We start from the raw sequence: 25,280 nt of genomic DNA, 5'->3' as shown, positions 1-25,280 counted from the left end.
GTAATGTAATGTTGAATTGACTGTGCCAAATAATCTTTCTTAAAAAGAAATCTTATTCGATTTGGTCACTCGTATCATTGATAAAATCTTTTGGATGTTTATCCGACGAGTGCCCACACAGATTGATAGGTTTATATTGTTAAAGAGCGCTGAGACACCTTTACTCAAGGTGGAGGAGAATTCTAACCAGATAATAAAAAGTGTCAATCACTTTTTAATTCTTTTTTTCTTTTCCATCGAACACTTACGTTGTCCGTCTCAGTGGGTGGCGATTATAGACAGTTCCCTTTTCGAAGCAAGCGCTAAATGATAAAAAAACCGAAAAACAAGCTCAAACGCACAAGGTTTGAGCTAATACCCAAAGTTTTGTCTACTTTACGCTCATTACCTCTCAAAATCCCTCACTGTATCTAACAAGGAATGCAAAGCTTTGTAGGCATTTTCAATCAATTTTTCTTCCATCCCTAGGCTCATTTCTTTGGAGTAGACACATTTTCCATTAACCCAAGTCATTTTGACCGTTGCTGGCTCTCCGCATAGTAAAGGGGCATAAGCTTGGTCATGACATCCAACCAATCTTGCAGATTGTAAATCGTACAGAACCAAATCAGCTGCATAACCTATATTGATAGCCCCTACTCCTTCTAGACCAAGAATTTTCGCCCCACCTTCAGTTCCCCAACTTAAAACTTTATCAATGCTAGTCGCATTTGCGCCATTTATAGCTCTGTGTATCAACCAACTGAGATTCAACTCCTGTAACATTGATCCACTTTCAGATGAAGCGGAACCATCCACACCAATTGACACTGGCATCCCTTTCTTTTCCATCTCTATGATATTTGCTATACCACTACCAAGGCGGCAATTTGATGTTGGGCAATGAGCTATTCCCGTTTTCGTTTCCGCTAACGTAGCTATATCTTTGCTATCAGCCTGTACAAGATGCGCAAACCACACATCCTTCCCAAGCCAGTTGCACGATTCCGCAAATTCAATCGCACCCATTCCGTATTTGTTTAGTGACTGTTTCTGATCGAATCCAACTTCTAACATGTGTGAGTGCATTTTTAATTTATGGCTACGAGCAAATTCAGCTAATAGACGTAAATCGTTTGGAGTAGATGAATGAACTAATGTTGTTGGAGCAACGACAACTTTCTTCATTGCGTAGGAACCAGACTCATGATGACGTGACACGCTCTCATCTAATCTACGTAGCATGAGATCAATACTTTCTGGTGTAACTCCAGCCTTTAAAAAACCTTTGTGGCTACCTAGAACCGTCGCTCCTCCTCGACACAAAACAAAACGGATACCCATATCCTCTGCTGCTTGCCATACACTTTCTTCTAATTCCGGTGTTGTAGCAGCATGATATAGATAGTGATGATCCGCACAGGTAGTTGTGCCCGATCTAAGCAATTCCCAAAAACCTAACGAGGCAGCATGGTACATAATATCAGGAGTAATATGAGGCCAGAATCGGTAAGGAACACTAGACAGCCAATCACCCAGAGCATGGTTTTGTCCTGCAGGAATGCCTTTCAAAATGGATTGAGCCAAATGATGATGTGTATTAACAAATCCCGGATAAGCGACACATCCTTTTGCATCAATCACCTTTTCACCAGGCAGACAGACTAAGTCCGTTCCCATATCCGCAATAATGTTATCTTCGATTCTAATATCAAGTGTTGAAAAGCGAGTACCTTGGGGGACTAATGCGCCTTTAATCAGATAGTTCATTGCTATTTCCTGTCTCTTTTATTGAAATCGAGCAATGTCCTGGTAGGGATGGCCTACACTAACCGCTTATACTCTCCAAATTCAAATGTATACAATGCAATATACAGACCATATTTACCCCCAGAGAAACCGTCAATCTCATACACCAAATTGGTGCATAACAACAGTATCACGTACCAAAAAGAGGCAAATTCGTCTCTGTATAATCAGCCATTTCTTCTTTTACATTGTATACAAAGAGAAGGATATTATCCGAGCGTAATTGAACATATTGATTCCATTAACCACTCAGTTTAGCCGTTTTGATATCTGGCACGCCAATTGCCTCAATAAACGTGATTCAAACCAACGTGTGAGTAGAAGCGGTTAGATGCATCGGCATCGGGACATTGCTCATGAGAAGTAAATCTATCTAAAAACGATAGATTCTTGTTAAGTGCAAAGGAATACACGGAGCAATTATGAAATCATTAAACACGCTTTTTAAATATTCACTCCCAACATTAGCCATCAGTTTTTCGTCATTATCAATAGCCGCAGATAAAGTAACGTTCCAGCTTGATTGGCTACCTGGGGGGGATAAAGCACCCGTTTATGTCGGCGTTCAAGAAGGTTTCTTTGCAGAAGAAGGAATCGATGTCACGATAAAAGTGGGAAAGGGGTCCAGTGACGCCCTAACTAAACTCGCAGCGGGTCACGCAGATATAGGTAGTTCTGATATTGTTGCATTGCTATCTGCTAAAGCGAATGGACAGATACCCGTAGAAGCAGTTTACTCTTATTATAGTAAAGCGCCTTACGCGTTTTACGTCACCTCCGCATCAGGAATAAATAGTGTTAAAGACGTTGCTGGAAAAACCATTGTCACATCGCCTTTCACTTCAGAAAATATCTTTCTGCCATTGCTATTCAAAAAAAATAACGTTGCTGAAGATAGTGTAAAAATTATTAAAGCAGACCCAGGAGCACTCAACCCAATGCTCATCAGAGGAAAAGCTGACGTAATGATCTCCTGGATTACCGATCAAGCCGATTACGAAACACAAGCAGAACAAGTTGGTAAAAAACTAAAAGTATTACCTTGGTATGATGCTGGTCTTGAATTCTACTCATCCTCTATCGTAGCAAGTGATCGCTTTATTGAATCTCACCCTGACGTGGTAAAGCGATTCTTAGTAGCCTACAAAAAAGCCGTTCAATTTACTTGGGAAAATCCTGAAAAAAGTGCAAAAGATGTTAATGCAATGGTTCCCGAAGTAGATGTGACTGACGCAGTGAATACCATCAATTCTATGAAAGGGTTAGTTTTTAATAATATTACTACCGAGTATGGAATGGGGTCATTTAATCCTAAAAGGTTGAAAGACACCTGGGTAGCAACCGCTAATGCACTCAATATTGATGTTGATTCACTGGATCCAGAAACCGTCGTGAATCGAAACTTCATCTCGAAATAAGCTTAATCACAAAACTCGTTATTTATAGAGATAGTTTCTCGAACTGTCTCTTTAATAAATGGTATTCAAAATTTTTTATAAATCGTAACAACGACTCGTTAGGAATGATTATGTCAGTCTCTTCAAAAGATCTATCTCTTCTTCGCGATACTTTCTCTCTCGCAGAAGACGCGAAAAATCTGGGCATTCATCCATTTGCAGCTATTTTAGTCAACAAAAATGGTGAAAAGATCCTAGAACAAATTAATGGCTACCTTCCCAATAAGGATATGACAGGGCATGCGGAAAGAAAGATCATGACGAGAGCAAGTAAACTCTATTCCCCAGAATTTTTGCAAACATGTACTTTATATATATCCGCGGAGCCTTGTGCTATGTGCGCGGGCGCTATCTATTGGGCTGGTGTTGGCCGAGTTGTCTACGGACTAAGTGAAGCAACACTCAAACAACTCACAGGAAATCATCCAGAAAACCCAACATTAGCATTACCCTGCCGTATCGTGTTTGAATCTGGACAACGTAAAACAGAGGTCCACGGACCGCTACTCGAAGATGAAGCGGCACAAGTTCACGAAGGTATGTGGTCGTAACGAAAACGATGGAGTAGAAGCGGTCTGTAATAGCTATTGGTTATTGCTGGACATTGCTCCAATACAGCGAAAACAAGCAACTATTGGAGTCAATCATGACACACACAAATTATGCATTAGACGAGCTCAACTTTGAATCGACAATCGGTCAATATGGACTGGAGAACAATGAAACTGTCATTCCTGTTATCGATTTGACAGATAGAGAATCTCGCCGAGATCTCATCACAGAACAGCTCTGGCAAGCCGCGACTCAAGTCGGTTTTTTTCAGCTATCCAATCATGGCATAGCACCAAACGATATTGAAAAGGCATTCGATTTAAGCGAACAATTTTTTGCTCAAAGCGAAACATTTAAACAACAGTTTAATCTGAAAGCAGGACAAAATGCAGGTTGGGAGTTTAAAGCTCAAATCCGCCCATCTACGGGTCTTGCCGATCAAAAAGAATCCTATCAAATAACCCTTCCAAGAATGGAATCACTTTGGCCATCGGAAGAGCAACTTTCTGAATTTCAATATCACATGCTTCAAACAGAGCATCAGACATGGGAACTTGGGATGTTTGTCCTATCTTGCTTTGCGGAGAAATTAGGGTTTGATCGTAACTTTTTCACTCAAGCTCACGACCGTGAAAGCGATGACTATCAAAGTACTTTACGTCTATTACACTATTTACCAATGCAGCAAGTGGATAATAATACTCCCTACTGGCGAGCTGGAGCTCATACTGACTTCGACTGCTTAACACTGGTCTTTCAACAAAAAGATCAAGGAGGTCTTCAGGTAGCTGCAGGGAAAGACGCGAAAGAGAATTTGGTCTGGAGTAATGTCCCTCCTAAAGAGAACATTATTACATGTAATATCGGTGATATGTTAATGCGCTGGAGCGATGATAAATTGAAGTCAACGCTGCACAGAGTAAGAATGCCTACACAAGAAGAATCTCAGGGCCCTCGCTATAGTATGGCTTTCTTTTGTCAGGCAAATAAATCAATTACCATTTCAGGTCCTGAAGGAAAATACCCTCCGATAACAGCGAAGGACTATCTGAATATGCGAATTGCAGCGAATTTTAGTGAATAGCACTTGAAACTAAAAAGCTCAGGAATCGCTTCCTGAGCTTTTATGTCTTCGCTTCACATTCGCTGCTCAGCTACTATTGGGTAGCCAATATTTTCCCATCAACCGCCGTCAGCTTAATTGGTCTACCAGGGGTAAATTCTCCAGATAACATAGCCTTGGCGAGTGGATTCTCAACTTCCTGCTGGATAGCTCGTTTTAACGGTCTTGCTCCGTAAACTGGATCGAATCCAACTTGAGCTATCAGATCTAACGCTTTTTCATCCATATCAAGCTCGTAATCTCTTTCATGCATACGTTGACGCAATCGTTCGATCTGAATAGATGCGATAGACTTAATCTGTTCCCGACCTAAAGGATGGAACACAACACTTTCGTCAACCCTATTTAGGAACTCAGGACGGAAATGGTGCGCAACGACATCCATCACCTGGGCTTTCATTTGCTCATAGTTTAAGTCTTTAAAGCCTTCTTGGATCTGACTTGAACCAAGGTTAGACGTCATAATCACGACAGTATTGCGAAAATCGACTGTCCTACCCTGACCATCAGTCAAGCGGCCATCATCGAGCACCTGAAGTAAAATATTAAAGACATCCGGGTGTGCTTTCTCGACTTCATCCAATAGAATCACAGAGTAAGGTTTACGTCTTACTGCTTCTGTGAGATATCCACCTTCCTCGTAACCAACATAGCCCGGAGGAGCACCTACCAGACGTGCGACCGAATGTTTTTCCATAAATTCGGACATATCAATCCGAACCATCGCCTCTTCACTATCAAACATAAAGTTAGCAAGCGTTTTACACAGTTCCGTTTTACCTACACCCGTAGGGCCAAGGAAGAGAAACGAACCAATAGGTCGGTTTGGATCAGATAAGCCAGCACGGCTGCGTCGAATTGCGTTCGATACAACATCAACTGCTTCAACCTGTCCTATGACTCTCTTATGCAGAACGCTTTCCATCTGCAGTAATTTCTCTTTCTCTGCCTCTAGCATTTTCGAAACAGGTATTCCCGTTTGCTTAGACAGAACTTCTGCAATTTCGGCATCTGTGACTTTGTTTCTCAGCAATGTCATTTCCTGCATCTCTGCTTGAGCTGCGAGGTCGAGTTGCTTTTCAAGCTCAGGAATACGTCCGTATTGCAATTCAGACATTCGATTCAAATCACCAGCTCGACGAGCAACGTCCATATCCATACGTGCTTGCTCAAGTTCTGATTTTATATGCTGAGTGCCAGACAACGCTGCTTTTTCAGCGTTCCAGACTTCTTCAAGTTCTGCGTATTCTTTTTCACGCTCGGTAAGCTCTTCGTTCAGAATCTCCAACCGTTTGTTACTAGCATTATCATGCTCATTGCTCAGAGCCTGCTGCTCAATTTTGAGCTGGATAATTCGTCTTTCCAACTTATCCAATTCTTCTGGTTTAGAATCTATCTGCAGACGAATACTTGAAGCCGCTTCATCAATTAAGTCAATCGCCTTATCTGGTAGCTGACGATCTGAAACGTAACGATGTGACAGTGTTGCAGCAGCCACAATAGCGGGATCGGTAATCTCAACATGATGGTGGAGCTCATAACGCTCTTTCAACCCACGTAATATTGCAACAGTGTCCTCAACGCTCGGTTCGTCCACGAGGACTTTTTGGAAACGTCTCTCTAGAGCAGGATCTTTCTCAACATATTGTCGATACTCATCTAGCGTAGTAGCGCCAACACAATGAAGTTCTCCACGAGCCAATGCAGGTTTTAACATATTCCCTGCATCCATTGAGCCTTCACCCTTACCTGCGCCGACCATAGTATGAAGCTCATCTATGAAGAGGATGACATTGCCTTCTTCCTTAGCCAATTCGTTAAGGACTGATTTTAATCGCTCTTCAAACTCACCTCGATATTTAGCTCCCGCAACCAATGCCCCCATATCTAGAGACAGAACTCGACGACCTCGTAAACCCTCAGGAACTTCATTGTTGATGATTCTCTGCGCTAATCCTTCAACAATTGCAGTTTTACCTACACCAGGCTCGCCTATTAATACTGGATTGTTCTTAGTACGACGCTGTAATACTTGGATTGTTCTTCGAATTTCATCATCACGACCAATCACAGGATCGAGCTTACCTTGTTCAGCTCTTTCAGTCAGATCAACGGTAAATTTCTCCAAAGCCTGACGAAGATCCTCCGCATTTTGATCTTTAACCTTTTGCCCACCACGGACTTTCTCAATAGCATCAGTCACCTTTTTCTCAGTGACGCCAAGATCTTTGCATAGTTGTCCTAGTGGACCTTTGTCTTGAATAGCAGCAAGTAAAAAGATTTCTGACGATATATAAGCATCTTGCCGCTTTTGCGCGATTTTATCGCACATATTGAAAAGATACCCAAGGCCGCTTGAGAGCTGTACATCAGCTCCAATTCCAGTCACTTTAGGTAACCGATCAAGTTCTTCACCTAACTTCGAGCGAAGTTGCATCGCATCGACATTCATCATCGTCAACAATGGACGTATCGGACTTCCGTCCTGATCCATTAATGCAACCATAAGGTGAACAGGTTCAATATATTGATGATCACGCCCTAGTGCTAACGACTGAGCATCTGAGATAGCAACTTGAAATTTGCTTGTAAATCGATCAAGACGCATAACCACCTTCCTAATCAAACGACAAAAGAATTAACTGATTAACAAAGTGGTTACTGAGAAGAGGATTTTCAAGGGGTGATGGAATAATTTTAGATTAAAGATTAATCAATTTTTAATCCAGATAAAGGATCCTTGTCGACCTGTAACACCATCTCGCCGATAGGAGTAGAACTTAGTTTCGTCTTTAAACGTACAAAGGCCGCTCAGCTCTACATCGTACACCTCTAACCCAACAAACTTCATCTTTGCAATCAAAGGCAAGTTGCACATCCATTTTCCTGGAGTGCCGGCCTTGGGCTCGAAAGCCGATATCAAGTTTGAGTCTGTTTCAACAAATTGCTGTACGACTTCGTCTCCGACCTCAAAATAGGTCTGGCTTATCGCTGGACCAATCCATGCTGTCACATCTTCAGGATTAGAAAAGTAGGAAACCGCATTACCTAAAATGCCATCAGCTAATCCTCGCCATCCAGCATGAACAGCGGCGACTTCAGTGCCCTGCTTATTAGAAAGTAAAACCGGAAGGCAATCCGCTGTCATCACGGCACACACAATACCGGGAGTCGTTGTAAAAATTCCATCGGCATCTAAGACTTGGTCAGTCCAACTTTCAAGATTCACAACTTTGGTTGAATGAGTCTGATTAAGCCACACAGGTTGAGATGGTAACGCATGGCTTTCCACCAACTCCTGACGATTTTTAATCACTAATTTAGGATCATCACCTACATGGGTTCCCAAATTTAAACCAGAATATTCACCAACAGAAAAACCATTTTCTCTGGTGCTGGCAATTGCAGTTACGCTGTCAGGTAGTGTCCAATCTGGCTTAATCATATTATTCCTAAAACTCATCCAATGGGTTTGCTCTCGCATCCTCTCTCAATGCTTCAGTCATCTGTACCATATCATCAGGAATGGCAGCATGAAACTCCAGCTCTTCTCCGGTGACAGGGTGATCAAATCTAAGCATAGCAGCATGAAGAGCTTGCCTGTCAAATGAACGAATTATCTCGATGAACTCGTCACTCGCTCCTTTTGGAATTTTCACACGACCACCATAGGCGGTATCTCCCAAAAGCGGATGCTGAATATAAGACATGTGAACACGAATTTGATGAGTTCGTCCAGTCTCTAGACGTAGGCGTATTCTCGTGTGTTCACGAAAATGCTCAGCCACTCTGTAATGTGTTACCGCAGGTTTCCCCATGGGTGCTACAGCCATGAGAGTTCGCTTCGTTGCATGTCGACCAATAGGTTTATCAACAATCCCACCGCCCGTCATTCTACCAATAGCAATTGCTTCGTACTCGCGAGTAATATTACGTTTTTGCAGAGCGCGAACCAATTTTGTTTGCGCTGGTACTGTTTTCGCAACCACCATTAATCCGGTCGTATCTTTATCCAAACGGTGCACGATACCGGCACGAGGCACCTCAGCTATCGCAGGGTAATGATAAAGAAGCGCGTTAAGTACAGTACCATCAGGCGTTCCTGCACCTGGGTGAACAACAAAATCCCGAGGTTTATTAATAACGATAATATCGTCATCTTCGTAAACGATATCCAAGGGAATGTCCTGAGCTTCCCATCGTTCTTCATCTTCCAGTTCTGCTAGAAGTGTGATTTCTTCGCCACCGAAAACCTTAGTCCTTGGCTTTGTGACAACTTCACCATTGAGCGTTACCTTTCCCTCAAGCAACCATTCTTTGAGTCGAGAACGAGAAAAATCAGAAAATAATTCTGCAATTGCTTGATCTAATCGTTGACCAAGTTGATTCTCTTTCACTGTATTTTTTAATTCTATCTGCTGAGCCATATCGAACTTTTTGAAAAACTAAGAGACTAACAGTCTCTAGTATGGATAAAATAAGCCGTTATTGTATCCGTTACCTAAAAGAAAGTAACCTAACGTTTTTAGACAGCTTAGACTTTAGATCGATTTATCAAGGAATCAACTTCTGACATGAAATACCACGCTTTATCTGGTTTATTAGTAATCTCTTTACTCGCGGGTTGTTCGAGCAGCAAAAATGTTGTTCCAGATCTGCCACCGTCACAGCTCTATTCTGAAGCAAAACTGTCATTACAAAGCGGTAAATGGACACGTGCTATAGAAAAACTGGAGGCTCTAGATTCTCGTTATCCATTCGGAGCGTATTCCCATCAGGTACAACTCGATCTGATATATGCGTACTACAAGAATGATGAGTACTCACTAAGCATAGCAACGATTGATCGTTTTCTACGTTTAAATCCAACGCACTCACGAGCGGATTGGGTTTTGTATATGCGCGGCTTAAACAACATGGCGCAAGACAGCAGTTTCATGCACGAAGTTCTGGGAATTGATCGTTCGGATAGAGATCCTGAGCCAGTAAAATCTGCTTTCAGTGATTTTAAAAAGCTACTTCAACGTTATCCAAATAGTGTCTACGCAAATGATGCTCAAATGAGAATGGTGGCATTAAAGAATCGTTTAGCAAAATACTACTTAGCGGCAGCAGACTTTTACCTGCGTCGTGAAGCTTGGATAGCAGCAATCAATCGCTGTCAGGAATTACAAAAAACATTTCCTGATACAGAAGCAGCAAGAGAAGCACTTGAGATTCAGCTAAAAGCCTATCAAGAGCTAGGGTTGGATGACGCTGTGCAACGAACTCAAGCTCTTATGCAGCTAAATCCTGCGTAAAAAATAGTGACGTAAAAAAAGCTCCTTTGAGGAGCTTTTTTATTTTATAAACCATCTGATTAAAATTCGTTCAACCATAAACTCAGGTCGAACTTATCCGCTAAAAACGCCATTATTTTTTAGCTATCATAATCCCCACATTACCTAGAATTATTAATAACTCAATGTTTTTCTGCCGCTCTTTTAATGACTCCTTGCTAAAGATCACGTTTGCTATCAACAAATCTATAACCAGACAAAAGTGTGATTCTCATCACACTTTTTTAGCATTAAAACAGTATTCTGAAGTTAAGCCCAAGGGATATTAAACAGAGGAAAGCATTATGAAAATGAATATCACTGGTAAAAACATCGACATTACCTCTGCAATCCGTGCTCACATTGAGGGGAAATTCCAGAAACTAGAAAAATGGCAAGTTGATTTGATTGGTTGTCAATGTAGTTTTAGCGAAGAACCGAACAAACAGAAAAAGTTTGAAGCCGTGTTAACGATACCGAAAGGACAATTGGTGGCTTCTGCTCTACATGAAGACTTGTATACTGCCATTAATGAAGTTGAGCAAAAACTGGAAAGACAATTAAACAAACTTCGTCACAAACCAGAGGCAAGAAGAACAGATACAGTTACTCTTGAAGAAGAAAACTAATATATTCGCCATTTTTGATGATATAGCGCCGTTTAGGCGCTATTTTTCTTGACGCTCCACCACGCCTTGCTTATTGTGTCTGCAAATCAGTTATCAAAGAAATCATTATGTTCGTATTTTCATTCTCATTTAGTTCTAAGCTACTCGATTAGCATTTGAGGCGTAGTAAGATTTAAAATACGAATAAGAAGCCTCCTTGCTGGAGGCTTTTTTGTAAAGGAAATACCTATGACGGCAGAATCTCCCAAATACACTCTGGATGAAATACGTTTACGCCTTAACGAATTGGATGATCAGCTTCTCCAATTATTATCCGAGAGACGCAAGCTCAGCGTCGATGTAGCTAAAAGCAAAGTTACCACTTCAAAACCAGTTAGAGACGCCTCTAGAGAACAAGAACTATTGGTAAAACTTATCACTAATGGCAAAGAAAAGTACGACCTAGATGCTCAGTACATTACAAAAATCTTCCATACAGTGATTGAAGATTCCGTTCTTTTGCAACAGACGTATCTACAAAATCTAGCGAACCCAGAAAGCCACTTGAACCCACATGTTAGAGTTGCGTATTTAGGTTCAAAAGGTTCTTATTCACACTTGGCAACTCTAGAATATTTCAATCGTAAGAATATAGATGTTATCGAGCTGAATTGTGATGGCTTCAAAGACATTACAACAACGGTTGAGTCCGGACACGCTGATTTCGGGATGCTACCGATAGAGAACACCAGTTCAGGCTCAATTAACGAAGTCTACGATTTGTTGCAACACACAACTCTCAGCATTGTCGGGGAAATAACGTTACCGATAGAACACTGCTTGTTAGCGACCTCTGACGTAAGATTAGAAGAAATAAAAACACTCTATTCTCACCCTCAGCCATTACAGCAGTGTAGTGAATTCATCAGCAGAATGAAGGGTGACGTGACTTTAGAATCATGCCTCAGTACAGCGGATGCGATGAAGAGAGTTAAAGCCTTGAATCAGAAAAACAGTGTAGCCATTGGTAATGCATCAAGTGGAAAGCTGTATGGGCTACAACCTATTCAGGGTAATATCGCAAATCAGGCTGAAAATTTTACTCGATTTATTCTAGTTGCTCGTAAACCTGTTGAAGTTTCTCAACAAATCCCAGCCAAAACGACACTCATTATGTCTACACCACAAAAAGTGGGTTCTTTGGTTTCAGCGCTACAAATACTTCAACATCATGGTATTAATCTAACGAAACTGGTATCTCGCCCAATTATAGGTAATCCATGGGAAGAAATGTTTTACGTTGATTTAGAAGCACACCTAAATTCTACTCAAATGCAACAAGCTCTAGATGAGCTAATAAAATGTACAAAACATTTGAAGGTATTAGGATGTTTTCCGATCGAAAATGTAAAACCGACTCAAATTCAATTCAATGAGTAGCTAGTATTGGTTTTTTGCTGCAAGTTTAGCCTAATACTCATACAATAAGCAGAATGTGCTCTGTATAACTAAATAAAATATGACGAGTCAGGGCACATATTAACGTTTCAGTTGGCAAAACCAATAATGTTTATGATATTAACGGGACCAAGGTAGGTCGTAGAGTAAATAACATAAGCTAGGTTAATAACATAATGCATTAGGCTTATGAAAACTATAAAAAAATTAGCATTAACAGTGATGGCATGTCTTCCCATTGTCTCTGTTGCTAAAGGATTAAATATTTATCTTTGGGAAGATACACTCTCCAATAAAGTCTTATCTAATTGGGAAAGCGAGACAGATATTCCTATCAATCGTTTCCATTTTGATAACGATGACGAACGCAGCCTCTTGATGCTAAAAAGCGTTCAACTTCCGTTTGATATCATTGTCCTAGATAATGTTTCAGCCCAAATTTTTGCTCGCCAAGATGCCTTTGAAGATCTCTCAGATCTAAAGGGAAGGAACAATATAGACCCCAAATGGAACGATGTGTGTGGTTCGCACGCTATTCCTTATTTTTGGGGAAGTGTGGGTATTCTTTATCGTAAATCTATTTTTAAAGATAACCCGCCTAATTCTTGGTCAGACTTTATGAATCCGCCAGACAATGTCCGTGGACACATAGGCATCATTCAAGACAGCATCGAAACGCTTCTTCCTGCCATGTATTCTCTTGGCGTTTCTCCGGCTACCGATAACATTGACTCCCTCAAAACTGGCTATGAGATGATGTCAAAACTCAATAAAGATATTTTGACCTACGAATATGCTTTAAGTTATGTACGTAGCCATAAAAACAGCGAAAATCTTTATATGGCATTGGCTTACAGCGGTGATCAGGCGTCATTAAATCGTTTTTTCAAAAATAATGACTGGTCATTTGTAACCCCTGAAGGAGCTCCTTATTTATGGTTTGACTGCATGGCTATCAACAGTAATTCAGAGCATAAAGAAGAAGCAAAAAAATTCTTAAATTACTTAACTCAACCAAAAGTCGCAGCTCAAAATGCGTTGGACATCGGCGGAGCCACACCGAATATAAAAGCCCTGGATTTTTTGCCTGATAGCTATAAAAATGACCGAGCTATTTTTCCCGAACCAACTCGGATGAAATATGCGATTGTCGATCAAGAACTATCTCCGCAAAACCTGAACATCAGAGCAAAAATAATTAATAGTTTGATAACGCAACATGAAGCTAACCCATAGAATTTTATTGCTTATAGCGCCAGTCATTTTATTCAGCGCAGCAGCCTCGACATACATCATTTATGTCACTCAGAAGGACGCTTTAATTAAGCGAACAGACAGTTATTTACAGCTAAATATGGAGAAGCTTGCCGGTTATTATCGTCAAGCTAACTCTTTATTGAGTAGCTATGCTTACACACTATCTAAAAGCGATATCATCCGACATTACTTTTTCCACGAAATCAATCCGTTCAGAGAAATGGAGTTAGTCGATAATCTGCACGAAACCATTCATACACTGCAATCCAGTGATAAAAACTTCGTGGCCTTATCTATTTTAAATGGAAACAAAGACGTCCTATACTATGCTGAGCGTAGCGACGATCCATTTGCAAAAATGGATCCATCCGTGCTTAGTCATATAAAACAGATTTATAACAATACGCATAAAACATCATACGTTGGATACTCAGAAAACTCTGCGGGACAGGGCATTCTCTTACGGTATGATGTCTTGGATACCAAAACATTAGAATCCCCATTAAGTTATAACCAAAACGAAATTTTCTTTGTTGTTGTTTATACTGTTCTCAACGATTTCAATGAACTAAGAAAGCAGATTGAGTTTGATAACAATAGCTCAATCTTTTTTTCAAATTCCCCCATTGAGAAACACGGACTGACACAGAGTGTTGAACTCCAAGATGCGGTCTACGCGACGCTCGACCCAGCACCTTATATTCTGAAGAATAAGCTACACAATATTCAAAAAGACCTTTTACTGGCTTTTTCAGTTTCAGCTTTTCTTACCGTATTACTGCTACTGTTACTTCTGAATAAACACGTCATCAACCCAATTACTAAACTCGACCTTCAGTTACGAGAAGTAGAAAGCAACAAGCGACGTAATATCGAGGTTCTTGGTTCCAATGACGAGATTGGGCGACTCTCTTCCCGCTTCTACGCAATGTATGCAGAGCTTGAAGATACTTACCGTAAAACCAAAACACTTGCTGAAAATGACCACCTGACGAAGCTAGCAAATCGACACCAGTTCCAGCGCCATGCTGAAATGGTACTAAGTCAGGAACAAAACCATATCTGGGTTTTATACATTGATTTAGACAACTTCAAATATGTAAATGACAAATATGGACATCAAATTGGTGACACTTTACTCATCAATTTTGCCGATCACGTCAAAAACCTTTGTATTACATTCTCAAAGTCGCATCAGGTCTATGGATTAGCATCAAGGTTATCTGGAGATGAGTTTGCCATTCTGCTGTATTCATCATTTGATTTACCAGACTGTGCAGATGAATTCGCGCTAAGCCTATTGAAGCCTATTCAGAACCGAGCAACATCTCCTATTGGTAACTTTCCAATTACGGCAAGTATTGGAATAGCTACCTACCCAGAGGATGGGCAACAAATAGAAAAACTGCTTTCTAATGCAGACACTGCGATGTATCAAGCCAAAAACGCAGGTAAAAACCAGATCGCACACTACTCTAAAGAACTGGATAAAGTTGTTCAGCGAAGAGCAAACATTGAGCGCGCTTTGCGTGCTGGTAATTTTAATGATGAATTTAGCTTGGTGTACCAGCCCTACTTCGCCTGCAAGGATAAAAAAGTTTGTGGTTTTGAAACATTATTAAGATGGGAATCGAAGTCTTTGGGTGAAGTGTCACCAGATGAATTTATTCCGATAGCTGAACAAACTGGACTGTTTGCTAAAATAGACCGTTGGGTTATTCGTCAGGCGTTTAAGGAGTTTCATTCAGTACAAAGCTCTCTAGAACGACCGTATAAAATCGCGATCAACTTGTCTTCTGCAGAGCTGAACTCTATGCAGCTCGCCGACTACATCAAAAAATACGCGGAACAATACACCATTCCAACAAACCTAATCGAATTTGAAATAACCGAAACGTTTGCAGCGGAAACACAAAGCTTCCCATTATTACATGAGCTATCTAACCATGGGTTTGGCTTAACAATTGATGACTTTGGTTCCGGATATACCTCTATAACGCAGCTTGTACAGTATCCAGTTCAAAAGATTAAACTGGATCGCGTCTTCCTCGATACACTTATTGCGAGCAATAAGCAAAATGTTGTAAAACCTTTGATAGAGCTTTGCCACTCACAAAATATGAAGGTAACGGCAGAAGGTATTGAAACTGAGGATATGAATGATTGGTTAACAGAATACCAATGCGATTATTTACAAGGTTACTTCTTTGGTAAACCGCTTAGTCTGGCTAATTTATCTCACGATGCCCTATACGCAAACATTTTAGAGAAAGAGGTTTGATATGAAAAAAGTAATTGTCGCCTCGTTAAATCCAGCCAAGATTCAGGCGGTTGAGAGTGCATTCAGTCTTGCATTTCCTTCACAGAACTTCGAATTCATTGGTATTAGTGTGTCTAGCGACGTGTCAGCTCAACCAATGACAGATAAAGAAACATTATGCGGGGCAAGAAACCGGGTGAGAAATGCGAGAAAATCAACGCCTGGGGCTCTGTTTTATGTGGGGTTAGAGGCCGGCTTTGATAATAATGCTACGTTTGCCTGGATGGTTATAGAATCACAAGAATTGCGGGGTGAATCGAGATCTGCGAGTTTACCCTTACCATTGACGGTAATTAAACAGCTTAAAAGTGGCCATGAACTAGGTGATGTCATGGACGCATTATGTAATACGAACAATATAAAGCAGAAAGGTGGCGCCATCAGTATATTTACTGATGGCGTGCTGACAAGAAGTAGTGTTTATACTCAAGCTCTGATTTTGGCTTTAGCACCGTTTCACAATTCACTCTTTACCAAAACAGACTGCTAGCGTTTTTCGAGTAAAAGAGAAGTCAGCACAGACTTCTCTTCATTATTAATACCTTTAAGTTCGTTCGAACCTCTGGTAATTGTCGCCACTCCAACCCCAAGCATTTGACTTATCTGTCTCTGAGAGAGATCCCCTTTTAATAACTCACATACAATGTTAACTCTGGAAACAAGGGTGTCTCTTTCATCAGATGTCATCATCATAGTTAACAACATCTCGTAGTTACCTGAATCGACAGATTTTTTTACTAAATCGAGAAAAGATTGCCAATCTTCAAATTCTGGTTTTGGTGACATATTTGTACTCGTTAATTGATACACTCCCCTATTTTAGAGAATTAAAACTCAAATGGAATTAATATTTTGTCGCAACTTCCACAGGACGAAGAAAAGCCTTCTTCGTATTGAGAAGCTTACGGTAATAGATTTCGAACATTAGGATGTTTTGTACGTATCCACGGGTTTCTTTAAATGGAATACTTTCAATAAATCGATAAACATCTAGCTGACCTGAGGTTTGTTTCAGCCAGTAATCAACTCTTCTTGGACCAGCATTGTAAGCAGCAAATGCCAGTATCCGGTTACCGTCATACTTTTCCAATAACTCGTCTAAATATCGAGTACCAAGTTCTATATTTTTCTCCGGGTCATACAGATCGGAGCGCTGACGGTACTCTAATTGATACTTTCTTGCGGCATACTTCGCCGTATCAGGCATAAGTTGCATTAAACCTCTTGCACCAACAGGAGATTGAGCCGTTCGATCCATTGCACTTTCTTGTCGCGCTAAAGACATTAACGTCACAGGGTCAATATTGTATTTTTGCCCAAAACGATCAAAATCATTTTTATACGCTATCGGGAATCTCAGCACTAAGTTATCCCATAAACTGCCTTTGATGGAGGCAATGATCGAAAAATGATACCAGTGAGCATCCTTAGCGTAATAGGCAAGAGATTGCTTTTCAGCCAGATTGGCGCGAGATAATAACCAATACCACTCACTTTTCGCAGCAGCCGATTTATCGCGTAACACCAACTCTCTAATTCTGTTCAGACTTGTTTTGAAACGATCAATACTGGCTAACTTTGCAGCCGCCGGCTGAGCTGGAAAGTCAGGTAACTGATCGAGTACTGTCGCAGCCGCAGCACTATAAAAACTGCGTTCATTAACAATAGACTTCAATCTTTCTTTTCCAGCGGTACCATCACCCATTTGTATTTCTGACTGAGCCTTCCAAAATTGCCAACGAGATGAATTGAGCTCTTCTGGGCCAAACTGATTTATCCAGTAATTAATCTCTTGCCAATCACCAAACTTGATCGCCAGCCGAACCCGCCTCTCAATTAGCGCATCATCATGGCTTCTTTCAATAACGGAGTCTCTCCATTTTGCTAATGGTTTTAATGACTCATTGTCGGCTTTGTATAACAACCGACTTGCAACGTCTTTTTGTAACTCTAATAGAAAATCCTGAACTTGTTTATCTGAGGTATCCAGAGAATGAGAAAAATCATTCAGTAAGGCATAAGCAGAAGATACGTCCCTTCTTGCCAGCTTATTAAGAGATAACTCAATCAAACGGCGATGCGGCTGATCAGACTTACCTTGAGTAAAATCCTTAATAACCGATTTAGGAGATTGATATGCTGCCATGATTGCTCGGGCAAACTCTCTATTAGGCTCGGTAGAAACTTTTCCCGATAGATACTTCATTAGAGCGTATTCGTCGCTGTCGAATGACAACAACATTCGCTCAATAATCAAGTCATCAGATATTTTGTTGTGTTTTTCCCAATACCCAAAAAGATTATCGCAAGTACTTGATACGCTGTGACCTTGTAGCCATAACTTCTGAGCACCTTTTAATGCATCACTCTTTTTTCCAGCATGATACATAGCGGTATAGTAGTAACACTGAAATTCTTCGCCTTTCGGTTCATCTTTTTGAAATGACAGAATAACGGACCATTTTTTGTCGTTCGCTAACGCACGAAGATAAGGAGCACTGATTCTGCCCGAGAATGGAAATTCTTCATGGCTATCAATAAAACTACGCACAACGATGGGTGGCTTTTGATCCAAATTGACGAGCATAGCCCGGTAATCGAGATAGGGGGACAATGGATAAGAGGAAAGTTTATCCTTCACTTGATAATACTTTTCGACCTGATTTCTATCTAACCAAGTCTGAGCCTGATCATACAGATCTCTCTGCTCTTTAAGAGTTAATGGTGCACCTAAGACAGAAAAGCTATATAAACCCACAGACAACGCGGCTCCAGCCAGCGGAATAACTCGACTACTCCAAAATGCCATTATTATTAATCCTTTACGTAAAGACTTTGCCGATATTTAAACGCTCTATAATAGAGATAAATTAACTTGTTCATAGAGCTGGTTGATTAAATTAACAAAAAATTCAAGCGACATTGAACTTCTGCTCATAATTCCTTTTAGTGAGACTAATTTCATATTTAACACACTAAACTTATTTCTCTGTTGGTTCAATTCCGATTTAATTAGTATAGAATATCCGATTTGATCCATAGGCAAATATTAGGAACAATCGGCGATGGCTGAATACGTTTATACCATGTCGAGGGTGAGCAAAATCGTGCCACCTAAGAGACAGATTCTTAAAGATATTTCACTTAGCTTTTTCCCTGGAGCAAAGATCGGTGTACTAGGTCTAAATGGTGCCGGTAAATCTACGCTGCTTCGAATCATGGCGGGTATCGACAAAGATCATGATGGTGAAGCTCGCCCGCAACCAGGACTGAACGTTGGTTATCTCCCACAGGAACCTGTGCTTGATGAAACAAAAACGGTGCGTGAAGTGGTTGAAGAAGCTGTTTCGGACGTAACTAACGCACTAAAACGCTTGGACGAAGTATACGCAGCCTATGCCGAACCGGATGCTGACTTTGACCAGTTGGCGAAAGAACAAGGCGAACTAGAATCTTTAATCCAAACTAAAGATGGGCACAACATAGAAAATATTCTTGAACGTGCAGCTGATGCTCTGCGTCTACCTGAATGGGATGCGATTATCGGCAAACTTTCTGGTGGTGAACGTCGTCGTGTTGCTATCTGTCGTCTGCTACTCGAAAAACCAGATATGTTATTGTTGGACGAACCGACAAACCACCTAGATGCAGAATCAGTCGCGTGGCTAGAGCATTTCTTATGTGATTACAACGGAACTGTTGTTGCGATTACGCACGACCGTTACTTCCTAGATAATGCCGCAGGTTGGATTTTGGAACTTGACCGTGGTGAAGGTATACCTTGGCAAGGAAACTATACTTCATGGCTAGAGCAGAAAGATGCTCGTTTGAAACAAGAAGCATCCCAAGAGAAAGCTCGCCAAAAAACAATTGAGAAAGAACTTGAATGGGTTCGTCAGAATCCAAAAGGTCGCCAAGCAAAATCAAAAGCGCGTATGGCAAGATTTGAAGAACTGAATAGCTCAGATCACCAAAAACGTAACGAGACAAATGAACTGTTTATCCCACCAGGTGAGCGTCTGGGTGACAAAGTTATCGATGTCAGTAACCTAACTAAATCGTTTGGTGATCGTGTACTTATCGACAACTTATCTTTTAGCATACCTAAAGGAGCTATCGTTGGGATTATCGGGCCAAATGGCGCAGGTAAATCAACGTTGTTCAAAATGCTAAGTGGTACAGAGCAGCCGGACGCAGGGACAATTGAAGTTGGTGATACGGTTAAGATTTCGTCTGTCGAGCAGTTCCGTGACAGTATGAATAACAAAAACACGGTATTCCAGGAGATATCAGAAGGCTCTGACATTATAAAAATCAATAACTTCGAGATTCCAGCACGAGCCTATTGCTCTCGCTTTAACTTTAAAGGTGTGGATCAACAAAAAGTTATTGGTGAACTATCTGGTGGTGAGAGAAACCGTGTTCACTTAGCAAAACTGCTTAAATCAGGCGGTAACGTATTACTTCTCGATGAACCAACCAACGATCTGGATGTTGAAACGCTACGAGCGCTTGAAGAAGCACTACTTGAATTTCCTGGCTGTGCAATGGTGATTTCACACGACCGCTGGTTCCTAGACCGTATTGCTACCCATATTCTAGATTATCGTGATGAAGGTAAAGTGAACTTCTACGAAGGTAACTACACTGAATATTCGGAATGGCTGAAGCAAACTCTGGGTTCTCAGGCAGCAGAACCTCATCGCATTAAATATAAGAGAATTGCGAAGTAACTCGAACAGTTAGCGTAAAAATGACATTAAAAAGCCGCAATATTTGCGGCTTTTTTATTCTCCACACTACAATAGGTATATTACGCGTAACAAATTCAGAAAAATAGAGAAGCTTGTATGACCAAAGAGAGAAGACAGTTTCAAAGAGTGCTATATCGTGCTCCGGCATTAGTTACTCAAGGGCAAAAAAGAGTCGCTACAACAGTTCAAGATTTGTCATTGCACGGTGCTCTACTCTCCATTATTGATGAACCTATACTGGATTCCAGCAAACCTGTTGATATTGAGTTTCCACTACCAGAGAGCGATATTGTTATTCAGCTAACGGCAAATATCATTCAAATGACTGACAGCACTATGCGAGTATCAATTGATCATATTGATATAGACAGTATTGCTCATTTAAGACGGTTAGTTGAATTGAATATTGGAGATGACTCACTGCTCCACCGAGAATTAGAGCATTTAATAGAGATCGGAGACGACGAATAAAAAGCCCTCTCAGGGCTTTTTATTCTTAATTTATTACTTAACCACGATGAATAGAATCATTGGCATGTTTGAGTAAGTTTTGGCTTTCCAACATAAAACGCTTTGAATAATCACCAAACCAATCACTTACGTCTTTAAAGCTATCGACAAATTTTTGTTTATCATTATGATTGAGTAATTCTACCGCTTCAGATAACCGACTGTGGAAACGCCTAATCATTTCGACATTCTCTTCAGAAGATAAAATAATATCTCCATACAAGTTAGGATCTTGACCGAATAATCGCCCTACCATCATCAGCTCTAAGCGATAAATAGGTGAACTTACCTTTAATAGCTTGTCGAGATTAGGGTTTTCCTTAGAAAGATGATAACCGTAAACAAATGACGTAAAGTGTCGCAACGCTTGAATCAGAGACATCGCATGATCATGTTCTTCTGCTTTTAATTCACAAAGACTTGCGCCCCAAATTGAACATTGATCAATTAACCATTGGTAATGCTCTTTACCTCTTCCGTTGCAATGCACGATAACCTGTTTTGCTAAGCTAGGCACATCAGGCCCAAACATCGGATGAAGCCCTACGACCGGTCCCGAGTGCACTTTCATCATTTCAGCTAGTGGTTTGGCTTTTATCGATGTTAAGTCGCATAAAATGCAGTCACTCGGTAATCCTTTGAGCTTAGATATTACCTCCAAGGTCAAATGAATTGGTACTGTAACAACGACAAGTCCCGCGTCCGATAACATTTCATTGGCATGTGCCCAGTCCTGACTGCCCAGAATCTTCACGTTATACCCTGAGAGCCTAAACATTCTGGCGAAAAGGCTACCCAATTGTCCTTTTCCTCCCACAATAACAACGGATCGAAGTTCAGGTTTTAGACACTTAAATCCTGCATCTTTCTCGCTACTATAAGATTCACGCATCGTACGGCGCAAAATATCTTCGATTAACTGCGGTGGAACACCTCTTCTTTCAGCTTCTTCACGGCGAGAAGCCAACATGGCTGCTTCTCGGTCTGGAGCATAAATAGGTAAACCATGTTTACTTTTCACTTCTCCAACCTTCTCAACTAAAGCGAGACGTCTAGCAAGCAATTCAACCATTTGCTTATCAACATCATCTATTTGATTTCTGAGTTCGTTGAGTTCAACAGCCATTAATAATCCCTTTATTATTTAATACGATCTTCTAAAAATGGAATGAGTTCTTTATGAGCATGACGTAACAACGTATCCGTCGTTTCCCAGTCAATACAAGCGTCAGTTATCGATACACCATATTTCATCTCAGATAATGGTTGATCAGCAGACTGGTTACCAGCATTGATATGACTCTCAATCATCAAGCCAATAATGGATTTATTACCTTGGCGAATTTGATGAATGGCATCTTCGGCAACCAGTGGTTGACGACGGTAATCTTTACGAGAGTTAGCGTGGCTACAATCAATCATTAAAGAAGGCTCAAGCTTGGCATTGTGCATTTCTTCTTCGCATTCAGCAACAGAAACTGAGTCATAGTTGGTCTGTTTACCGCCACGTAAAATCACGTGCCCGTTTCGATTACCTTGTGTTGTAAGCAGCGCAACTTGACCTTCGGTATTAATTCCCATGAAACGATGGCTAGACGAAGCGGCTTGCATTGCATTGATTGCGGTCGATAGACTTCCATCCGTACCGTTCTTAAAGCCAATTGGCATAGACAAGCCACTCGCCATTTCACGGTGTGTTTGTGATTCAGTCGTACGCGCACCGATAGCCGCCCAACTAAACGTATCAGAGAGGTATTGTGGACTAATTGGGTCCAAGGCTTCCGTTGCTAAAGGTATTTCCATCTCAGCTAACTCAACCAAAAGTTGTCTACCTAAATGAAGTCCATGCTCAATATCAAATGTTCCATCCATGTGAGGATCATTGATTAGACCTTTCCAGCCAACCGTAGTACGTGGCTTCTCGAAGTAAACCCGCATAACAAGGTAAATTTGGTCTTTAAGTTCTTCTGAAAGCTGCTTGAATTTTTTTGCGTACTCGCGCGCTGCATCAAGATCGTGGATTGAACAAGGACCACAAACCACTAACAAACGGTGATCTCTTTTGTGAATAATATCAGCGATCGTTTTACGAGCTTCTTTGACAAAGTCATGTGCTTTGTCACTCAACGGAATTTTCTCTTTTAATTCATTGGGTGTTATTAGTACCTGTTGATCAATGATATTAATGTCGCTCAGTTCATTCTTTGTCATAACGCACCTATGTATAAAATTATTTACACCCAATATTAAAAGGTATCAAAATTACTGTTGAGCACAAGATAACATCGAAATAAATTAAATCAACCGTAAAGAAATAAAAACATTAAATGTAAAATAATATTTACACTACAAATACAATACGTTTTATTCAGATGAAGATAACAAGTTACTGATTTGTTTCTTGTCTTATCGATTGCATATACCGTAAAGTACCTGCAGTAACTCAAGAGTCAGTAATATGGATATCGTCTTATCTCTTCTCCAGCAAATGTGTGTCTATTTAGTATTGGCTTACATGCTGAGTAAAACACCTATATTTTTGCCCATACTCAATATTTCACCTCGATTGGATGTCAAGCTAGCAACCTACTCACTCTTTTCGCTGTTTTGTATTTTAGGAACGTATTTCGGCTTACAAGTTGATGATGCCATCGCCAATACCAGAGCCATCGGGGCAGTGATGGGCGGACTGTTTGGGGGACCCATTGTTGGAGTTGCTGTGGGGTTAACAGGAGGATTGCATCGATATAGTCTGGGAGGATTTACCGATGTCGCTTGTGCAGTATCGACTACAGCCGAAGGTCTCATTGGTGGGCTTTTCCACCTTTACTTCGTACTGCGAGGACAGAAAGCACTACTATTCAACTCATGGGTTGTTTTTGCCATAACTCTTATTGCCGAAATCACCCAAATGCTATTGATCCTCTTAATTGCTGAACCTTATGACAAAGCATTCAGCTTGGTATCAACCATCGCAGCTCCAATGATCATTGCAAATTCTGTTGGTGCCGCCCTCTTCATGAGTATTCTGCAGGATAGAAAAACCATCTTTGACCAATATTCAGCTACATTTTCCCGCAGAGCATTAAGAATTGCCGAACGTACTGTTGGAATATTGTCCGAAGCATTCACTAACGAGAATGCAGATAAGGTTGCTCGAATCATCTACGAAGAAACTAACGTTGGCGCCGTTGCCATTACTGATAGGGAAAAAATTCTCGCGTTTATCGGGATTGGTGATGACCACCACTTACCTAATTGCCCTATTTCATCAAAAAGTACCATTCAATCCTTGGATGAAAATAGAATTATCTACCTTGATGGCAAAGAAAAATCCTATCAATGCTCAATCTCTTCTGAATGTAAACTTGGCTCAGTACTCATTATACCGTTGAGAGCGGGAGACCGAGTAATCGGTACCATTAAACTCTACGAAAGGAAAAGAAAACTCTTTTCTTCGATCAATATTGCGATGGCTGAAGGCATTGCCGAACTGTTATCGAGCCAAATTTTATACGGCGAGTATCAAGAGAAGAAAATTCTATTATCAAAGGCTGAGATCAAACTGCTGCAAGCTCAAATTAATCCCCACTTCCTTTTCAACGCATTAAATACGATCAGTGCTGTGATTCGTAAAGATCCCCGCGAGGCAAGAAGCTTAGTTCAACACTTATCGCAATTTTTTCGTAGCAACCTCAAGCAGAATGTTGAAACGGTGACACTGAAAGAGGAATTGGAGCATGTAAATTCTTATCTAACTATTGAGCAAGCCCGCTTTAGTGACCGTCTGACTGTATCAATTGATATACCAGACGAATTATCCGATATTACTTTACCCAGCTTTACCCTTCAGCCATTGGTTGAAAACGCGATTAAACACGGTACCGCTAACTTACTCAGTGATGGTCAAATAAAGATCTACAGTAAAGTCACATCGCTAGGACACAAAATTATTGTTGAAGATAATGCCGGAACCTACTCGAAACCAGAAAAAGAGAATTCAGGTCTGGGAATGCAAATAGTCAGTCAGCGACTCATTCACTATTTTGGCGAGCGATCTAAATTACTTGTTGATTTTCAGCCTGGTCAATATACAAGAATGACGTTTTTACTTCCCTTCAGCCAATAGTAGAGA

General features: G+C 40.8%; 20 protein-coding genes. 12 read left to right on the top strand and 8 right to left on the bottom strand.

All coding sequences use genetic code 11. The features are described 5' to 3' along the window. Positions 1-384: 384 nt before the first annotated feature. The gene (locus EES38_RS12305; protein ID WP_124937491.1) at positions 385-1,749 is read right to left on the bottom strand and encodes an amidohydrolase family protein; all 1,365 of its coding nucleotides are present in this window, start codon (positions 1,747-1,749) and stop codon (positions 385-387) included. A 461-nt stretch (positions 1,750-2,210) separates the two neighbouring features. On the opposite strand from EES38_RS12305, the gene EES38_RS12300 reads away from it, so the two are divergent. The 3 genes from EES38_RS12300 to EES38_RS12290 all read left to right on the top strand — a co-directional run bounded on the left by EES38_RS12300 (position 2,211) and on the right by EES38_RS12290 (position 4,881). Then, entirely contained in the window at positions 2,211-3,206 is a 996-nt protein-coding gene (locus tag EES38_RS12300) for an ABC transporter substrate-binding protein (protein ID WP_124937490.1), read from the top strand. 110 nt (positions 3,207-3,316) lie between these two features. Further along, entirely contained in the window at positions 3,317-3,796 is a 480-nt protein-coding gene (locus EES38_RS12295; RefSeq protein ID WP_124937489.1) for a nucleoside deaminase, read from the top strand. A 95-nt stretch (positions 3,797-3,891) separates the two neighbouring features. Then, complete coding sequence (locus EES38_RS12290) at positions 3,892-4,881, top strand: isopenicillin N synthase family dioxygenase (protein ID WP_124937488.1); 990 nt, start codon at positions 3,892-3,894, stop codon at positions 4,879-4,881. 73 nt (positions 4,882-4,954) lie between these two features. Here the strand turns inward: EES38_RS12290 and clpB are convergent, their stop codons facing one another. The 3 genes from clpB to rluD form a co-directional block, all read right to left on the bottom strand. Next, complete coding sequence (gene clpB / locus EES38_RS12285) at positions 4,955-7,528, bottom strand: ATP-dependent chaperone ClpB (protein ID WP_124937487.1); 2,574 nt, start codon at positions 7,526-7,528, stop codon at positions 4,955-4,957. Between the two features lie 105 nt (positions 7,529-7,633). Beyond that, a complete protein-coding gene (gene pgeF, locus EES38_RS12280) occupies positions 7,634-8,365 on the bottom strand; it encodes a peptidoglycan editing factor PgeF (protein WP_124937486.1) in 732 nt (243 codons plus the stop codon). 7 nt (positions 8,366-8,372) lie between these two features. Next, positions 8,373-9,347: a 23S rRNA pseudouridine(1911/1915/1917) synthase RluD gene (gene rluD, locus EES38_RS12275; RefSeq protein WP_124937485.1), complete on the bottom strand. Its 975-nt coding sequence runs from the start codon at positions 9,345-9,347 to the stop codon at positions 8,373-8,375. 147 nt (positions 9,348-9,494) lie between these two features. Between rluD and bamD the strand changes: the two genes are divergently transcribed. The 6 genes from bamD to yjjX all read left to right on the top strand — a co-directional run bounded on the left by bamD (position 9,495) and on the right by yjjX (position 16,371). Next, complete coding sequence (bamD, locus tag EES38_RS12270) at positions 9,495-10,220, top strand: outer membrane protein assembly factor BamD (protein WP_124937484.1); 726 nt, start codon at positions 9,495-9,497, stop codon at positions 10,218-10,220. Positions 10,221-10,543: 323 nt separating this feature from the next. Beyond that, positions 10,544-10,867: a ribosome hibernation-promoting factor, HPF/YfiA family gene (hpf, locus tag EES38_RS12265; protein WP_124937483.1), complete on the top strand. Its 324-nt coding sequence runs from the start codon at positions 10,544-10,546 to the stop codon at positions 10,865-10,867. A 228-nt stretch (positions 10,868-11,095) separates the two neighbouring features. Beyond that, positions 11,096-12,286 (top strand): prephenate dehydratase, encoded by a 1,191-nt coding sequence (gene pheA / locus EES38_RS12260; protein WP_124937482.1) that lies wholly within the window; start codon positions 11,096-11,098, stop codon positions 12,284-12,286. Positions 12,287-12,526: 240 nt separating this feature from the next. Continuing rightward, entirely contained in the window at positions 12,527-13,540 is a 1,014-nt protein-coding gene (locus EES38_RS12255) for a polyamine ABC transporter substrate-binding protein (protein WP_166434256.1), read from the top strand. Next, the gene (locus EES38_RS12250) at positions 13,524-15,842 is read left to right on the top strand and encodes a putative bifunctional diguanylate cyclase/phosphodiesterase (protein WP_124937480.1); all 2,319 of its coding nucleotides are present in this window, start codon (positions 13,524-13,526) and stop codon (positions 15,840-15,842) included. The genes EES38_RS12255 and EES38_RS12250 overlap by 17 nt, the downstream gene beginning before the upstream one ends. Before the next feature lies 1 nt (position 15,843). Continuing rightward, on the top strand, positions 15,844-16,371 hold the full coding sequence (gene yjjX / locus EES38_RS12245; protein ID WP_124937479.1) for an inosine/xanthosine triphosphatase: 528 nt from the start codon (positions 15,844-15,846) through the stop codon (positions 16,369-16,371). Here yjjX and trpR read toward each other — a convergent pair. Then, positions 16,368-16,667, bottom strand: coding sequence for a trp operon repressor (gene trpR / locus EES38_RS12240; RefSeq protein WP_124937478.1), 300 nt, complete (start codon positions 16,665-16,667; stop codon positions 16,368-16,370). The genes yjjX and trpR overlap by 4 nt on opposite strands. Before the next feature lie 58 nt (positions 16,668-16,725). Then, positions 16,726-18,690 (bottom strand): transglycosylase SLT domain-containing protein, encoded by a 1,965-nt coding sequence (locus EES38_RS12235; RefSeq protein WP_124937477.1) that lies wholly within the window; start codon positions 18,688-18,690, stop codon positions 16,726-16,728. Positions 18,691-18,946: 256 nt separating this feature from the next. Between EES38_RS12235 and ettA the strand changes: the two genes are divergently transcribed. Next, the gene (ettA, locus tag EES38_RS12230; protein WP_124937476.1) at positions 18,947-20,614 is read left to right on the top strand and encodes an energy-dependent translational throttle protein EttA; all 1,668 of its coding nucleotides are present in this window, start codon (positions 18,947-18,949) and stop codon (positions 20,612-20,614) included. Between the two features lie 117 nt (positions 20,615-20,731). Then, the gene (locus tag EES38_RS12225) at positions 20,732-21,106 is read left to right on the top strand and encodes a PilZ domain-containing protein (protein ID WP_124937475.1); all 375 of its coding nucleotides are present in this window, start codon (positions 20,732-20,734) and stop codon (positions 21,104-21,106) included. Positions 21,107-21,143: 37 nt separating this feature from the next. Here the strand turns inward: EES38_RS12225 and tyrA are convergent, their stop codons facing one another. Together tyrA and EES38_RS12215 are read right to left on the bottom strand one after the other, a co-directional pair. After that, positions 21,144-22,271: a bifunctional chorismate mutase/prephenate dehydrogenase gene (gene tyrA, locus EES38_RS12220; RefSeq protein ID WP_124937474.1), complete on the bottom strand. Its 1,128-nt coding sequence runs from the start codon at positions 22,269-22,271 to the stop codon at positions 21,144-21,146. A gap of 14 nt (positions 22,272-22,285) precedes the next feature. Continuing rightward, a complete protein-coding gene (locus EES38_RS12215) occupies positions 22,286-23,356 on the bottom strand; it encodes a 3-deoxy-7-phosphoheptulonate synthase (RefSeq protein WP_124937473.1) in 1,071 nt (356 codons plus the stop codon). Positions 23,357-23,603: 247 nt separating this feature from the next. Here EES38_RS12215 and EES38_RS12210 point away from each other — a divergent pair, with 247 nt between their 5' ends. Beyond that, the gene (locus EES38_RS12210) at positions 23,604-25,274 is read left to right on the top strand and encodes a sensor histidine kinase (protein ID WP_124937472.1); all 1,671 of its coding nucleotides are present in this window, start codon (positions 23,604-23,606) and stop codon (positions 25,272-25,274) included. Positions 25,275-25,280 lie beyond the last annotated feature (6 nt).

Source organism: Vibrio viridaestus, assembly GCF_003856525.1.
GTDB lineage: Bacteria > Pseudomonadota > Gammaproteobacteria > Enterobacterales > Vibrionaceae > Vibrio > Vibrio viridaestus.
This window is presented reverse-complemented; position numbering and strand designations above follow the sequence as displayed.

What these genes read in the sequence shown, in the direction of transcription:
- ettA (WP_124937476.1), top strand. Translation starts at nt 18,947, where the DNA reads ATGGCTGAATACGTTTATACCATGTCGAGGGTGAGCAAAATCGTGCCA.
- EES38_RS12225 (WP_124937475.1), top strand. Translation starts at nt 20,732, where the DNA reads ATGACCAAAGAGAGAAGACAGTTTCAAAGAGTGCTATATCGTGCTCCG.
- tyrA (WP_124937474.1), bottom strand. Translation starts at nt 22,271, where the DNA reads ATGGCTGTTGAACTCAACGAACTCAGAAATCAAATAGATGATGTTGAT.
- EES38_RS12305 (WP_124937491.1), bottom strand. Translation starts at nt 1,749, where the DNA reads ATGAACTATCTGATTAAAGGCGCATTAGTCCCCCAAGGTACTCGCTTT.
- EES38_RS12250 (WP_124937480.1), top strand. Translation starts at nt 13,524, where the DNA reads ATGAAGCTAACCCATAGAATTTTATTGCTTATAGCGCCAGTCATTTTA.
- EES38_RS12210 (WP_124937472.1), top strand. Translation starts at nt 23,604, where the DNA reads ATGGATATCGTCTTATCTCTTCTCCAGCAAATGTGTGTCTATTTAGTA.
- hpf (WP_124937483.1), top strand. Translation starts at nt 10,544, where the DNA reads ATGAAAATGAATATCACTGGTAAAAACATCGACATTACCTCTGCAATC.
- pgeF (WP_124937486.1), bottom strand. Translation starts at nt 8,365, where the DNA reads ATGATTAAGCCAGATTGGACACTACCTGACAGCGTAACTGCAATTGCC.
- clpB (WP_124937487.1), bottom strand. Translation starts at nt 7,528, where the DNA reads ATGCGTCTTGATCGATTTACAAGCAAATTTCAAGTTGCTATCTCAGAT.
- EES38_RS12255 (WP_166434256.1), top strand. Translation starts at nt 12,527, where the DNA reads ATGGCATGTCTTCCCATTGTCTCTGTTGCTAAAGGATTAAATATTTAT.
- EES38_RS12290 (WP_124937488.1), top strand. Translation starts at nt 3,892, where the DNA reads ATGACACACACAAATTATGCATTAGACGAGCTCAACTTTGAATCGACA.
- pheA (WP_124937482.1), top strand. Translation starts at nt 11,096, where the DNA reads ATGACGGCAGAATCTCCCAAATACACTCTGGATGAAATACGTTTACGC.
- bamD (WP_124937484.1), top strand. Translation starts at nt 9,495, where the DNA reads ATGAAATACCACGCTTTATCTGGTTTATTAGTAATCTCTTTACTCGCG.
- EES38_RS12235 (WP_124937477.1), bottom strand. Translation starts at nt 18,690, where the DNA reads ATGGCATTTTGGAGTAGTCGAGTTATTCCGCTGGCTGGAGCCGCGTTG.
- EES38_RS12300 (WP_124937490.1), top strand. Translation starts at nt 2,211, where the DNA reads ATGAAATCATTAAACACGCTTTTTAAATATTCACTCCCAACATTAGCC.
- rluD (WP_124937485.1), bottom strand. Translation starts at nt 9,347, where the DNA reads ATGGCTCAGCAGATAGAATTAAAAAATACAGTGAAAGAGAATCAACTT.
- trpR (WP_124937478.1), bottom strand. Translation starts at nt 16,667, where the DNA reads ATGTCACCAAAACCAGAATTTGAAGATTGGCAATCTTTTCTCGATTTA.
- EES38_RS12295 (WP_124937489.1), top strand. Translation starts at nt 3,317, where the DNA reads ATGTCAGTCTCTTCAAAAGATCTATCTCTTCTTCGCGATACTTTCTCT.
- yjjX (WP_124937479.1), top strand. Translation starts at nt 15,844, where the DNA reads ATGAAAAAAGTAATTGTCGCCTCGTTAAATCCAGCCAAGATTCAGGCG.
- EES38_RS12215 (WP_124937473.1), bottom strand. Translation starts at nt 23,356, where the DNA reads ATGACAAAGAATGAACTGAGCGACATTAATATCATTGATCAACAGGTA.